This is a genomic window from Actinomadura sp. 9N407 (assembly GCF_044326315.1).
Classification (GTDB): Bacteria; Actinomycetota; Actinomycetes; order Streptosporangiales; family Streptosporangiaceae; genus Spirillospora.
The window spans coordinates 17,187-30,703 of the sequence record NZ_JBIRAW010000049.1 but is presented as its reverse complement, the minus strand read 5'-3'; the positions used below and the strand labels follow the sequence as shown (position 1 = coordinate 30,703).

Genomic DNA, 13,517 nt, shown 5'->3' with positions numbered 1-13,517 from the left:
ACCGTTCCGGCCTTTCGCCCAGGAGGGAAGGATCTTCCGGGTGGGGCTGGAACGATGGGTGCATGATTTCTGTCGAGGGCCTTGCCAAGCACTTCGGGCCCGTACGTGCCGTGGATGGGTTGAGCTTCACCGCGGAGCCGGGGATGGTCACCGGGTTCCTGGGGCCGAACGGAGCGGGAAAGACGACCACGCTGCGGATGCTGCTCGGTCTCGTGGCGCCGACCGCGGGACGGGCGCTGATCAACGGGCGGCCGTATGCCGAGCTGGAGCGGCCCGTCGCCGAGGTGGGCGCCGCGCTTGAGGCGACCGGGTTCCATCCCGGCCGCAGCGCCCGCGATCATCTGAGGATCACGTGTGCGGCGGCCGGGCTGCCCGAGAAGCGGGTGCCCGAGGTCCTGGAGATGACCGGGCTCGTCGATGCCGCGGACCGCCGAGTGGTGGGGTTCTCCCTGGGGATGCAGCAGCGGCTTGCGCTGGCCACCGCGATCCTTGGGGAGCCGCGGGTCCTGATCCTGGACGAGCCCACCAACGGCCTCGACCCGGCGGGCGTCCACTGGCTGCGCTCCCTGCTGCGCCATCTCGCGGGGATCGGTTGCACGATCCTGGTCTCCAGCCACGTGCTTCCCGAGGTCGAGCAGACCGCCGACCATGTCGTCATCGTCGCGCGCGGCCGGATGGTACGGGACGCGCCGCTGGCCGAGCTGGTCGGCGCGGGCGGGGAGTTGCGGGTCCGTACCGAGCAGGCCGGGGAGCTGGCCGTCGCGCTGGAGAACGCCGGCGGCGAGGTCCGGCGCGAGGACGACCGGCTGTGGGTGACCGGGCTTGAGCCGGAGGAGGTCGGCGCGGCGGCCCTCCAGGTCCAGGCCGTGCTCGGCGAGCTCGCGCGGGAGCGGTCGGGGCTGGAGAAGATCTTCCTGGAGCTGACCATGGCGGAACTGAGCGGCCCGGCTGCTCCTGACGGCGCGCCTCGGCCGCCCGTACCGGACGAACCCGTACCGGACGAGACCGCGACGGCAGGCACGGACTCGGGAAAGGGAGGCCCGGCATGATCAGGCTGATCAAGGCGGAGCTGCTGAAGATCCGTTCCACCCGGATGTGGCTCGGCATGCTGGCCCTGAGCCTGGGCTTCAGCCTGATGGGCCTGGCCGTGTACGTGCTGCTGGCCGGGACGGAGATGAACGGGCAGACGGCGATCCCGCCGGTCACCGACCCCAGCACGGTCCGCGCGTTCTACGCCAGCGCGAGCGGCGGGGTGATGTTCATGATGATCCTCGGCATCATGGGGATCACCGGCGAGTACCGGCACCAGACCATCAGCGGGGCGTTCCTGATCACGCCCCGGCGCGGCCGGGTGCTGGTGGCCAAGCTGATCTCCTACTTCCTGTTCGGCGCGGCGTTCGGGCTGGCGACCGTGCTGTTCACGGTGGCGGTGGCGCTGCCCGCGCTGGCGATCAAGGGTGGCTCCACCTCGCTGCTGGACCATGACGTCCCGCTGATCCTGGGCGGCACGGTGCTGGCCATGGCGCTGTACGCGCTGGTCGGCCTGGGGCTGGGCGCGCTGATCCGCAACCAGATCGCGGCGATCATCGTGGCGGTGGGCTGGGTGCAGCTGGTGGAGGGCATCGTCACCGTGGTGCTGCCGCAGGTCGGGCAGTGGCTGCCGGCCGGGGCGGTACGGGCGATCACGCTCACCACGTCGGCGTTCGGCGGATCGGGCGGGCTGGACACCCTGCCGGCCTGGGGCGGGGTGCTGCTGCTCGTCGCGTACGGGCTGACGTTCGCGGCCATCGCCACCGTCACGACCGTCCGCCGCGATATCACCTGATCACGTAGTTACCCCTGATCACGTAGTTACCATGGCCTATGACCAGCGAATCCCGTGCGGTGGCGCAGCGCCGCCGCGAGCAGCTCCGCGACTTCCTGCGTACGCGCCGGGCACGGCTCACGCCCGGTGACGTGGGCATGGCGGTGGCCGGCCGGCGCCGGACACCGGGGCTGCGGCGCGAGGAGGTCGCGGTGCTGGCCGGGGTCGGGGTGTCCTGGTACACCTGGCTCGAGCAGGGCCGCGACATCAACGCCTCGGCCGAGGTGCTCGACGCGATCAGCCGGGCGCTGCGGCTGAGCGAGTCCGAGCGCGCCCACCTGTATCTGCTGGCCGGACTCAACCCGCCACTGGAGGGCGGGGCGCGCGGTGCCTCGGTCACTCCTGAGCTGCGGCACCTGCTCGACGCGTGGCGGCAGCCCGCGGTGCTGCGGGACCGGCACCGCAACCTGCTCGCGATCAACGACGGGGCGCGGACGGTGTTCGGGTACGACGACACCGACCACAACTGCATGGTCATGTTCTTCACCAACGCCCGGTACCGCGACATGCACCTGCACTGGGAGTCGGTCGCGCCGGGCGTCGTCGCCGCCTTCCGCGCCGACGCGGCGCTCTCTCCCGACGACCCGGAGTTCCGCCGCTTGGTGGACGACCTCAGCGCCGTGAGCTCCGAATTCGCGGAGCTGTGGGCCCGCCATGACGTCGGCCCGCAGATCCAGGCGGTGAAGGCGGTGCTCCATCCCGAGGCCGGCGAGCTGCTCTTCGACACGACGACCCTGGCGGTGGTCGACCATCCGGGCTGGTACCTGGAGCTGTACAACCCGCGTCCCGGCACCGAGACCGCCGAACGGCTCGAACGGGTACCGCACCTCCGGCTCGCCGCCCCGGCGTGATCGTTCGCTGAGCCTGGTGGTGCCACTCCCCGGATAGCCGCGCACTGTTCGCCCCACGTGCCCGGCGGCACGCTGGGACCCATGACGAACTCCCGATTCGACGGCAAGATCGCACTCATCACCGGTGGCACGAGCGGCATGGGACTGGCCACCGCACGACGGCTGCTCGCCGAGGGCGCCGAGGTGGTCATCACCGGCCGCGACAAGACCCGGCTGGACGCCGCGGTCGAGGAACTGGACGGCGGCGACCGCGTTCTCGCGGTACGCGGCGACGTGGCGAACCTCGCCGACCTCGACACGCTGACGGCCGCGATCCGGAACCGGTACGGGCGCCTGGACGTGGTCTTCGCCAACGCGGGCGCCGCGTCGTTCCAGCCGAACGGCGAGGTCACCGAGGCCGACTTCGACCGCCTGGTGGACATCAACTTCAAGGGCGTGTTCTTCACCCTCCAGAAGACCGTCCCGCTGCTGTCCGACCACGGGGCGATCGTGATCAACGCGTCCTGGACGCTGCACCGCGGTCTGGCCGGCGCCTCCGTGTACGCGGCGACCAAGGCGGCCGTGCACAACCTGTCCTACACCTTCGCGGGCGAACTGGCGCCCAGGAGGATCCGGGTCAACTCCGTGAGCCCCGGCTACATCGAGACCCCGATGTTCCACAGCGAGGTCCCCGCCGAGGACCATGCCGGCGTCGTCGCCGGGGTGGCCGCCGGCCGGCTCGGTACCGCCGAGGACGTCGCCGACGCGGTCGCCTTCCTCGCGTCCCGCGAAGCGTCCTACATCAACGGCCAGGACCTGATCATCGATGGCGGCCTGGTCGCCACCGTCCCCGGGGCGACGGGATAGCGGCGGGCGCCAGGGCCGGGGCGGCGTCACGGTGAGCCACCAGGGACCCAGTGCCACCGGAGACTCAGTGCCACTGGGGACTCAGTCGATGATGCCGCCCAGGCCCTTGCCGATCAGTACGGCGCCGATGACCAGCAGCAGTACGAACATCACGGTGGCGCTGTTGGCCTCCAGCCAGGCCTTCAGGTCTTCGAGCGGGGCGCGGACGCGTTCGGCGTTCGAGACGTACACGATCACCGGTACCGTCACGCTGCAGGCCGCGATCAGCGTGAAGATCAGGATGGCCACGATGTCGCCGCCGGCGCTCAGTTCGCCCTGGCCGATGGCGATGCCGGCGGCGACGCACATCATGAGGTTCTTGGGGTTGGCGGCCGACAGCAGCAGCCCCAAGGACGCCGCTCTGGCCGGTGTGACCTTGTCGATGGCCCTCATCCAGCCCGGCAACTCGGCCGAGGCGCCCGCTTTGGGGCGCGAGGTCCATTGCTGGACGGCGAGCACGAGCAACAGGATGCCCAGCAGCAGCTTGATCCAGGACACGGAGGTCTTCGGCTCGCCGGGCGAGGACGCCATGCCGATGCCGTTGGCGATCAGTACCAGCACCACGGTCGTGAGCACGATACCCAGGGCCCAGCCGGCCAGGAACCCCAAGCCGGTGTCGCGGGCTTTCGGCGCCAGCAGCATGAGGATCACCGCGATGATCGGGATCGGGCTGATCGCCACTCCGATCGCGAGCGGCAGCAATTCTCCGATGACTTCGCCCACTGTCCCCCCACTGCGGCCGGGCGGCGACGACGACCGTGCCGCCTGAGGCCCGAAATACCCCACATAGCGGCACTGATAACGCAGGATGCGCGTGGTGGTGGACAAAAGGACGGCTGTGGCCATTCCTTGTTCAAGGGTGTCCCTGTTTTTCTTAAGGGTGGCCTCAAAATCCTTTCGCTTTGGTTTGTTGCCCATGGAGAAATGGGGATTTTCCGGTCGATCGAGAGAGGGGAAGGTTCCATGACGTCCAAGACGATGCCCGACTCCGGGCCCCCGGCGTCCGCGCAACGGCAGGTGCGGACATCGGGGTGGCTGGCGTTCGCCGGCACCCTGGCCCTGGTGATCGGCGCGTTCAACGTCATCGACGGGCTGGTGGCCCTGTTCAACGATGACTACTACCTGGTCGGGGCGGACGAGATCCTGATCTTCAACTTCACCACCTGGGGCTGGATCTGGCTCATCATCGGCATCGTCCAGATCGCCGTGGGCGCGGGGATCATGACGGGAAAGATGTGGGCGCGCGCCACCGGCGTGGTCTTCGCCGTCCTGGCCGCGGTCGGGCACCTGGCCTTCCTGCAGGCGTTCCCGGTCTGGTCGGTGCTGACCATCGCCATGTGCGTGCTGCTGATCTACGCGCTCACCGCGCCACCGGCGGGCACGACCGGCCGCTGACGGGGCCTCGAACGGGGGCGGGGACGGGGTCTCGGGCCACCTGTGCGGCGGCGGCCGGGGCAAAACTGGACAGATGTCTGGTCAAGTGCCTAGATTGAGTCGGACCTACGCCTGGAGGTCCCGTTGCCCAGTCGCTACCACCATCTGTCCCGTGCGCAGCTCGCGGTGCTGGTGCCGGAGCTGCTGTTGATCGGCCATCTGATCGACCGTGCCGGCATGCCCTTCTGCCTGGAGGCGTGGGGCGAGGACCAGATGACGCAGGTCGCCATCGAGGAGTGGGCCGGCGCCAGCCCGATCTACACGCGGCGGATGCAGCGGGCGCTGGCGTTCGAGGGCGACGACGTCCCCACGATCTTCAAGGGCATGCAGCTGGACATCGGCGCGCCGCCGCAGTTCATGGACTTCCGCTACAGCGTCACCGACCGGTGGCACGGCGGCTTCCATCTCGACCACTGCGGCGCGCTGCTGGACGTCGAGCCGATGGGCCCGGGCATGGTCAAGAACATGTGCCACGACATCGAGGACCCCACCTTCGACGCGACCGCCGTGGCCACCAACCCCAGGGCGCGGATGCGGCCGATCCACCGGCCGCCGCGTACCCCGTCCGACCGGCAGCCGCACTGTGCCTGGACGGTGGACATCGAACCGGACTCCCCGGAGGTGCAGCCGATCCCGGCCCTGGCCGTCAACGAGCGCTCGCACGCCGCCACGCTGGTCCTGGACGGCATCGACCCGGCTCAGGACGGCTTGGCCGACTACAGCGGGGCCCTGGTCAGCGACTTCGACTTCGGGGCGTTCTCCCACTCGGCCCTGGTCCGCATGGCCGACGAGGTCGTCCTGCAGAACCACCTGCTGAACCTGTCGTTCCACCTGGCCGTCCGGCAGCGCGCGGCGGACGACGACGCGACGTTCCACCGCGTTGTATCGCGCCAGCTCATCGGGCACGCCGGCGTGGCGGCCGAGCGTCTGCACAAGGCGATGGGCTTGGGCGACACCCCGCAGGACGCGGCGTACCTCATCGAACTGCACCCGCTGATGAATCCCCAGCCGTACACCGAGTTCTCCAGGGACGGCGAGACGGTCACGGTGTCGCGTTCCCTGGCCCACGAGGACGCGGGCTGGCTCTCCCTGTGTACGCCCGACACGCCGGATGCGCTGCGCTCGATCGTCCGAGCGGTGAATCCGTACCTGGACGTGGAGATCGCCGGAACCGACACCGACTGGACCGCACGGGTCGTCCTGACGGATACCGCCGCCCGTGAATCGGGCGAGGTCGCCGTCACCAAGTTCAGCAAGGGCGCGGCCTTCCAGTTCGAGCCGCGCAAATCCCTCCCGCTGTTCGTCAAGTAGGCGAGCAGGGGATCACGACGGCTCCGACCAGCCGTCGAGGGTGCCGTCGCCGTGCAGGTAGCGGCCCGGGGAGGTACCGACCGTTCGGCGGAACGCCGCGAGGAATGCGCTCGGGGTCGAGTAGCCCACGGCATGCGCGGCCTGCGACACCGGCCGGCCTTCGGCGAGGAGGGGGAGGGCCGCACGCAGCCGCATGTGGGTGCGCCAGCGGTCGAAGCTCATGCCCGTGTCGTGGGTGAACAGCCGGGTCAGGGTACGCCGGCTCACCCCGATGGCCCGCGCGTGCGCCTCGAGGTTCCGCGAGTCGGCGGGATCGGCGAGCAGCGCGTCGGCCACGGCACGGACCCGTTCATCGGCCGGATACGGCACCTCGATCGGCGTGGCCGGCAGGGGATGCAGCAGGTCCAGGACGACCGCCTCGGCGCGCAGCCGGGCGTCGTCGGCCAGGTCCTGGCGGCCGAGGTGGGCGATCAGGTGGGCCAGCAGCCCGTTGACGGCGACCGGTGTGGGCAGCGCCCAGTCCAGAGCGCACCGGTCCGGTTCGAGGTAGAGGCTGCACAGCACCGCGTCGCGGGTCGCGCCCGTGTCGTGGACGACTCCGGCCGGCAGCCAGAGCGCCCGCGTGGGCGGCAGCACCCAGTACGCGTCGTCGACGGCGATGCCGAGCACGCCCCGCCTCGTCCAGGCCAGCTGGTGCTGCGGATGGCTGTGCGGGCCGATCCACTGGCCCGACGACAGCGGAAAATGCCCGACGACGATCGCTCCCACTCCGGTGGGAGCGGCCTCTACGAAGGCCTTGGTCATGCGTCGCAGCGTATGTCCTCAACGCGACATGGAACGTCCCCATCGCGGATTGTGGCCACCGCGGACGGATCCATAGCGTTGCCGCATGCTGAACGAGTCACCCGTCCCATCAAGACCTGCCGACCGCGTCGACGTGCCACCGGCCTCTGGGCTTGCAGCCCGGCGGCGATCGGCGCTGGTCGTGCTGTGCTTCGTCCAGTTCATGCTCGTCCTGGACGACACCGTGGTGAGCGTCGCGCTCCCGAGCCTCCGGGACGATCTCGGTTTCGGCAGCGCGGGACTGGCCTGGGTCGTCAACGCCTACTTCCTCGCCTTCGGCGGTCTGCTCCTGCTGTTCGGGCGTGCCGGCGACCTGCTGGGCCGCCGGCGCGTCTTCATCGCGGGCGTGGCATTGTTCGGGATCGCGAGCCTGGCGTGCGGTCTCGCCCAGGAGCCCTGGCAGCTGGTGACCGGACGATTCGTCCAGGGAGCCGGTGCCGCCATGGCCGCGCCGGCGGCCCTCTCACTGATCACGTTGATGTTCCCCGAGGCCAGGGAACGGGCCTGGGCGCTGGGCATCTGGGGCGGCATCGCCGGCCTGGGCGGCACGCTGGGCCTGGTGATCTCCGGTGCGCTGACCGGACTGGCCTCGTGGCGCTGGATCTTCCTGATCAACCTGCCCGTGGCCGTGCTGGCCGTCGTCCTGCTCCCGCGCCTGGTCGGCGAGAGCCGGGCCGACCACAGGCCACGCCTGGACGTGCCCGGTGCCGCACTGGGCACCGGCGCCGTCCTCGCCCTGGTCTACGGATTGCTCCAGGCCGGGGAGTCCGGCTGGACGGGCCGGGCCGTCGCCGTTCCGCTGCTTCTGGCGGCGGTCCTGGCCGTCTCGTTCGTGGCCGTCGAGTCGAGGACGGCCGAGCCGCTGGTCCCGCTCGCGTTCCTGGCGTCCCGGACGCGTGCCGTCGCCAACGGCGGGACCCTGCTGTTCTCCGCCGCCTTCTACGCGATGGCGTTCCTGCTGATGATCCACCTGCAGACCGTGCTCGGGTACGGCCCGCTCAAGGCCGGGTTCGCGTACCTGCCCTACGGCGCCGGCATCCTCGCGGGCATGTGGCTGTCCTCCCGCGCGGTGATCCGTTTCGGGATGCGCCCGACCCTCGTCGTCTCGTTCCTCATCAGTGCGGCCGGGCTGCTCCTGCTGTCCGGCGTCGCCCCGAGCGACGGCTATGCGGCGGGAGTGCTGCCGGGCATGCTCATCACCAGCCTCGGCTGCGGACTGAGCCTGCCCGCCCTGACGGTCGCCGCCGTCTCCGGAACCGACAAGGAGAACGCCGGCCTCGGCTCGGCCGTCCTCAACTCCGTCCAGCAGATAGGCGGCGCAGTGGGAGTGGCGGTCCTGGTCAGCATCGCCGCACGCCGCAGCGACGACCTGGCCGATCCGCTGCGTGCCGCCACCGAGGGCTTCTCGTACGCGCTCACCATCGCCGCCGTTCTCCTGGCAGTAGGCGCCGTCCTGATAGCCGTCCTCCTCAGAACGAGCCCCCAGCCTCCCGCGCACCACCGATAGCCCGCCGTAGGCTGGAGGCATGCCTTCGATCGCGACCAACACCCGAGTCGACCGTGACGGACTGCTGGAGTTCGTCCGTCCCCGGCACCGGGCGATCCTGCTGACGACCCGCGCGGACGGCGGCGTTCAGGGGTCCCCGCTGACCTGCGGGGTCGATGACTCCGGCCGCCTGGTGATGTCCACCTATCCCGAGCGCGCGAAGTCCCGCAACGCCCGCCGCGACCCCCGGGTCAGCGTGATCGTCCTGTCGGACGAGTGGAACGGCCCCTGGGTCCAGATCGACGGAACGTCCGAGGTACTCGACGTCCCCGAGGCCGTCGAGCCGCTCGTGGAGTACTTCCGCAACATCTCCGGCGAGCATCCGGACTGGGACGAGTACCGCACCGCCATGATCGAGCAGGGCAAGTCCCTCATCCGCGTCACCCCGGAACGCTGGGGCCCCATCGCGACCGGCGGCTTCCCACCACGCCTAGTCTCTTAAAGTCCCGGTAAAGTCCCGGCCCACGGCGACTCGCCTGGCGGCTCGCACCGTGACCGGTTCTTGTGCGAGCGCGGCATCGCTTCGCGATCTGGCCGGTGAGGCTCGCCTCCGGCATCGCCCCACCGGCCAGGTAACGCGCTCGCGCGGTGGCTGAGGCCACTTGAGACAGTAGGCCTGGCCGTACGTCGCCCGCCTCCGACCACTGCGAGATCCCTGACTTCCCGTTGACTCGTGGCGTGTTCGCCCTTCCAGGGGTGGCGAACAGGCGAACACGCCACGAGTCAACCGGGGTAAGGCCGGGCGGTGGTGATGTTGTGAAGCGTCGGATTCTGTCGGAGAGGCCGATGGAACTGTGCGTATAGGTGAGGTCAGCGCGTATCGCGAGCGCGTGGGCGGTCGGTGAACAGGACGCCGAGCCGGTCGGAGGTCAAGTCTCCTCGAGTTGCCGCAGCTCTTCGGCCAGTTCGGGGACCATCGGCAGTAGCTGCGGGTCGACGCTCTGGCGGATCAACCTGGCGACCTCCTCCTCACCGCGTTGGCCCTCGAGGATGACGACGATGAATCCGGGTGGAAGCGAGCCGTGGATGCCGCCCCGGCGTGCTGTCGTGGTCATCGCTTTGCAGACATTGGCCATCGCGGTGTCGTGCGCCGCATCGAGCGCCTCCACCGCCGCATCCAGTTCGGCCTCGGTGGTAGCGGGCGCCAGGTACTCCTGGGTGAGACGGTGGTACCACGGCGACATCGCATCGTTGGTGTTCAGGACGTCCCACCGCCACTCAGGCGGGGCGAACCGTGTGGAGTATCCATGGTCCTGGTGCACCGCTGCCTCCGTGTTGGCGGCCAGGCCAGGCGCGAGGATCTGGGTGTCGTCCAGGTAGAAGAGATGGAAGGCCGCGGCGTACAGCCGCTCGTCCGGATGCGCCGCTGCGAGGTCGCTCAGGACGCGGCAGCCGAGGTCATGCCATGCCGTCTGGAAAGCGCCCCAGTCCATCGCCGCATGCTACCCCCGGCGCAGTTTCTTTCAGGGACTGGATGACGCGGCCGCGATGGGGTTGGAGGACTCGTGGCGTGTTCGCCTCTGGCCATGGCGCTCCAGGCGAACACGCCACGAGTCAACGCCCTGGGTGCGTTCGGCTGCCTGGCGGCTCGGGGCGGAGTCGGCCGCCGGTGATGTGGCTGTCAGGGCTCGACGCGGCCCGGCCACCAGTTCCAGGTGCCGAGCACGGTCATCAACGCGGGCAGGACGAAGACGCGGATGACGACCGCGTCGATGAGGATGGCGACGGCCAGGCCGACGCCCAGCTGTTTGAACTCGACCATGCTGAGCGTGCCGAAGACGGAGAAGACGCCGACCATCACGATCGCGGCGCTGGTGACCACGCCGGCCGAGCGGGTGATGCCCTCCCGTACGGCGTCCCTGGTGGACAGGCCGGTGCCGGCGGCTTCGCGGATCCGGCTGACCACGAATACGTGGTAGTCCATCGACAGGCCGAAGAGGACGACGAACAGGAACAGCGGCAGCCAGGAGACCACCGCGCCCGAGGACCGGAAGTCCAGCAGCCGTTCGGCCCAGGTGTTCTGGAAGACGGCCACCAGGACACCGAACGAGGCCGCGGCCGACAGCAGGTTGAGCGCCGTGGCGGAGAGCGCGATGGCCACCGAGCGGAAGATGGCACCCATCGCCGCGAGGGTCAGCAGCAGCACGAAGCCCACCACCCAGGGCAGGCGTTCTTCCAGGTGGGCGGTGAAGTCGGTTCCTTGCGCCACCTTGCCGCCCACGCCGTACTCCGCGCCGGGTACGGCGCTGACCGCCTGCGGGAGCCAGGATCGCAACGTGTCGAGCGATTCGCGGGCTCCGTCGCTCTTCGGGGAGAACGGGGTACCGATGTCGACGGTGTGGACGCGGCCGTCCGCGGACGCCCGTACCGCGGGGCGGCGGTCGTGGGCGAACAGCCGATCCTGCGCCGCGCGCTGGACCAGGCCGTTCAGGGCGGCCCTGGCCTGGCCGGCCTGCTCGGCCGGTGCCCGGACCGCCACCTGATGGATCGTCCCCTCGCTGGGGAAGGCGGCGGTGAGCCGGTCCATGGCGCGGACGACCGGGATGTCGCGCGACAGGTCGTCCGAGCCGGGCTGCTTGAGCCGCATGTCCAGGGCCGGCAGCGCCAGGAGGAGCAGCGCGCCGACCGACACCGCCAGGGTCGCGAAGGGACGGCTCAGCGCGGGGCGGAGCAGGGCGGGCCACACGCGCGAGGGGCCGGAACGCATGGTCATCCGCCACAGGAACGGGATCCTGGGGCGGTCGACCCACCGGCCGAGCTTGGCCAGCAGCGCGGGCAGCACGGTCAGTGAGGCCAGTACGGCCACCGCGACCACGATGATGGAACCGGTGGCGAGCGAGGAGAACGTCGACTCCCCGGCCAGGTACAGCCCGGCCATCGCGACGATCACCGTGCTGCCCGACACGACCACCGTGTGGCCGGAGGTCTCCGCGGCGATCTCGATGGCATCGGCCCGGCCCCGGCGCCGTTCCTCCCGTTCGCGCTTGAGGTAGAACAGCGAGTAGTCGACGCCCACCGCCATCCCCATCAGCAGGATCACGTTGCCGATCGCGCTCGTGGCCGGCATCAGATGGGAGACCAGCGAGGACAGGCCCATGGCGGCGGCCACCGAGGACAGGGCCAGCGCCACCGGGACGCCCGCGGCGATGACGGCGCCGAACACCACCAGCATGATCACGAGGGTGAGCGGCAGGCTGATGAACTCGGCCCGGCGGAAGTCCTCGCCGAGCGTCTCGGTCAGCCCCTTGGCCGTCGATCCGGTGCCGACCTGCTCGACGCGCAGGCCGGGATGCGCCTGCTCGACCGCCGCGCTCTGGTCGAGTAGCGCCGGGACCCGGGCGTCGGCGGTCTCCGGATCTCCCTTCATCGTGACCGGTACCAGAATCGCCGTCGCGTCCGGGGAGGTCTGGGCGCGCCCGACGGACTCCACTTCCGGCAGCGCCCGCATCCGCCGTCCGACCTCCTTCGCCGCGCCCCTGGCCACCGGTACGTCCAGGGGGCCGCCCCGTACGGCGGTGATCAGGACGTTCTCCTCGGCCACGGTGCGAAAGTCGCCGGAGGCCACGATGCGACCGGCGCGCCCGGACCCTCCGACGCCGGACTCCTCATCGCTGATCGAGTCGGTGCCCGCCGCGCCACCCAGTGCCAGGCACAGGAAGACGAACAGCGTCCACAGTCCGATCGCCGACCACGGGTGCGCCGCGCTCCATCGGGCCATCCGTACCGTCGCGGGTCTCTTCTTCAACGCGGTGCCCTCCGTTCCGGGTGCCCGGAAGATCACCGGGCATCCCGCGAGAAGGACGCTAGGTCGCACGGCTCCACGGAGACCACGAGGCGGACCACAGTCCTGAGGCACCGAAACCGCACCCGCGACCTGCGGGAAACCACACCCCGCGCGAGTGCGGGGTCAGGGCTCGAAGCGGTAGCCCATGGCGGGCTCGGTGATCAGGTGGCGCGGGTGCGCCGGGTCGGGCTCCAGCTTGCGGCGGAGCTGGGCGAGGTAGACCCGCAGGTAGTTGGTCTCCTTCTCGTACGAAGGACCCCACACCTCGTGCAGTAGCCGCTGCTGGGCGATCAGCCGTCCGGGGTTGCGGACGAGCACTTCGAGGATGTGCCACTCGGTCGGGGTGAGGCGGACGTCCCGGCCGTTCCGGGTCACCTTCTTGGCGGCGAGGTCCACGGTGAACGCCTCGGTCTCGACGACGGCGGCCTCCTCGGCCGGCTGCGCGCGCCGTACGGCCGCGCGCAGCCGGGCGAGCAGCTCGTCCATGCCGAAGGGCTTGGTGACGTAGTCGTCGGCGCCGGCGTCCAGGGCCTGGACCTTTTCCGCCGAGGCGTGCCGGGCGGACAGCACGATGATCGGGACGGTCAGCCAGCCGCGCAGTCCCCTGATCACCTCGACGCCCTCCATGTCCGGCAGGCCCAGGTCGAGCAGGACCACGTCGGGGTGCCGCTTGGCGGCGAGTTCCAGGGCCGTCCGGCCGTCGGGTGCCGCGTCCACCTCGTAGCCCCGGGTCTTCAGGTTGATGCGCAAGGCGCGGACGAGTTGCGGCTCGTCCTCCACGAGGAGAACCCGTGTCACGTCGACTCCCTTGAACGGTGGCCCGGCCCGGTTCCGGCCCGGCGCAATTTAGCAAAGAGCGCGGGGCGCCTCGGCCTCCGACCAGCCGTGACCGTGCGGAACGAGGTCCTCGTTAGGACGGCGTTAAGACCGGCGCGGCGGGCGCTAAGGACCCGTCAAGAGGCCACGAAACCAGTCGGAAGCAGGGCAACACTGCCTAAC

The 13,517-nt window shown here is 70.3% G+C and carries 13 protein-coding genes; 8 read left to right on the top strand and 5 right to left on the bottom strand.

Going from position 1 to position 13,517, the window contains the following annotated elements; all coding sequences use genetic code 11:
• The first annotated feature begins 62 nt into the window (after nucleotides 1-62).
• The 4 genes from ACH34Q_RS43780 (at nucleotide 63) to ACH34Q_RS43765 (ending at nucleotide 3,561) form a co-directional block, all read left to right on the top strand.
• Complete coding sequence (locus ACH34Q_RS43780; protein ID WP_395989156.1) at nucleotides 63-1,049, top strand: ABC transporter ATP-binding protein; 987 nt, start codon at nucleotides 63-65, stop codon at nucleotides 1,047-1,049.
• Complete coding sequence (locus tag ACH34Q_RS43775) at nucleotides 1,046-1,825, top strand: ABC transporter permease (protein WP_395989155.1); 780 nt, start codon at nucleotides 1,046-1,048, stop codon at nucleotides 1,823-1,825. The genes ACH34Q_RS43780 and ACH34Q_RS43775 overlap by 4 nt, the downstream gene beginning before the upstream one ends.
• A gap of 38 nt (nucleotides 1,826-1,863) precedes the next feature.
• Nucleotides 1,864-2,715, top strand: coding sequence for a helix-turn-helix transcriptional regulator (locus tag ACH34Q_RS43770; RefSeq protein WP_395989154.1), 852 nt, complete (start codon nucleotides 1,864-1,866; stop codon nucleotides 2,713-2,715).
• Between the two features lie 81 nt (nucleotides 2,716-2,796).
• Nucleotides 2,797-3,561 (top strand): glucose 1-dehydrogenase, encoded by a 765-nt coding sequence (locus ACH34Q_RS43765; protein ID WP_395989153.1) that lies wholly within the window; start codon nucleotides 2,797-2,799, stop codon nucleotides 3,559-3,561.
• Nucleotides 3,562-3,642: 81 nt separating this feature from the next.
• On the opposite strand, the gene ACH34Q_RS43760 is transcribed toward ACH34Q_RS43765, so the two are convergent.
• The gene (locus ACH34Q_RS43760; RefSeq protein ID WP_395989152.1) at nucleotides 3,643-4,518 is read right to left on the bottom strand and encodes a GAP family protein; all 876 of its coding nucleotides are present in this window, start codon (nucleotides 4,516-4,518) and stop codon (nucleotides 3,643-3,645) included.
• A 45-nt stretch (nucleotides 4,519-4,563) separates the two neighbouring features.
• Between ACH34Q_RS43760 and ACH34Q_RS43755 the strand changes: the two genes are divergently transcribed.
• Together ACH34Q_RS43755 and ACH34Q_RS43750 are read left to right on the top strand one after the other, a co-directional pair.
• On the top strand, nucleotides 4,564-4,995 hold the full coding sequence (locus tag ACH34Q_RS43755; protein WP_395989151.1) for a hypothetical protein: 432 nt from the start codon (nucleotides 4,564-4,566) through the stop codon (nucleotides 4,993-4,995).
• Between the two features lie 123 nt (nucleotides 4,996-5,118).
• Nucleotides 5,119-6,345 carry a hypothetical protein gene (locus ACH34Q_RS43750; protein ID WP_395989150.1) on the top strand — a complete coding sequence of 409 codons (1,227 nt, stop codon included), beginning with the start codon at nucleotides 5,119-5,121 and terminating at the stop codon, nucleotides 6,343-6,345.
• A gap of 12 nt (nucleotides 6,346-6,357) precedes the next feature.
• On the opposite strand, the gene ACH34Q_RS43745 is transcribed toward ACH34Q_RS43750, so the two are convergent.
• Nucleotides 6,358-7,149, bottom strand: coding sequence for an AraC family transcriptional regulator (locus ACH34Q_RS43745; RefSeq protein WP_395989149.1), 792 nt, complete (start codon nucleotides 7,147-7,149; stop codon nucleotides 6,358-6,360).
• Nucleotides 7,150-7,234: 85 nt separating this feature from the next.
• Between ACH34Q_RS43745 and ACH34Q_RS43740 the strand changes: the two genes are divergently transcribed.
• Both ACH34Q_RS43740 and ACH34Q_RS43735 read left to right on the top strand, forming a co-directional pair.
• The gene (locus ACH34Q_RS43740) at nucleotides 7,235-8,695 is read left to right on the top strand and encodes an MFS transporter (RefSeq protein WP_395989148.1); all 1,461 of its coding nucleotides are present in this window, start codon (nucleotides 7,235-7,237) and stop codon (nucleotides 8,693-8,695) included.
• A gap of 19 nt (nucleotides 8,696-8,714) precedes the next feature.
• Nucleotides 8,715-9,176, top strand: coding sequence for a PPOX class F420-dependent oxidoreductase (locus tag ACH34Q_RS43735; RefSeq protein ID WP_395989147.1), 462 nt, complete (start codon nucleotides 8,715-8,717; stop codon nucleotides 9,174-9,176).
• A gap of 427 nt (nucleotides 9,177-9,603) precedes the next feature.
• Here the strand turns inward: ACH34Q_RS43735 and ACH34Q_RS43730 are convergent, their stop codons facing one another.
• The 3 genes from ACH34Q_RS43730 to ACH34Q_RS43720 all read right to left on the bottom strand — a co-directional run bounded on the left by ACH34Q_RS43730 (nucleotide 9,604) and on the right by ACH34Q_RS43720 (nucleotide 13,316).
• Entirely contained in the window at nucleotides 9,604-10,167 is a 564-nt protein-coding gene (locus ACH34Q_RS43730; RefSeq protein WP_395989146.1) for a DUF4303 domain-containing protein, read from the bottom strand.
• A gap of 188 nt (nucleotides 10,168-10,355) precedes the next feature.
• Nucleotides 10,356-12,479: an MMPL family transporter gene (locus ACH34Q_RS43725; protein WP_395989145.1), complete on the bottom strand. Its 2,124-nt coding sequence runs from the start codon at nucleotides 12,477-12,479 to the stop codon at nucleotides 10,356-10,358.
• 162 nt (nucleotides 12,480-12,641) lie between these two features.
• Nucleotides 12,642-13,316, bottom strand: a complete 675-nt coding sequence (locus ACH34Q_RS43720; RefSeq protein WP_395989144.1) for a response regulator — start codon at nucleotides 13,314-13,316, stop codon at nucleotides 12,642-12,644.
• Nucleotides 13,317-13,517 lie beyond the last annotated feature (201 nt).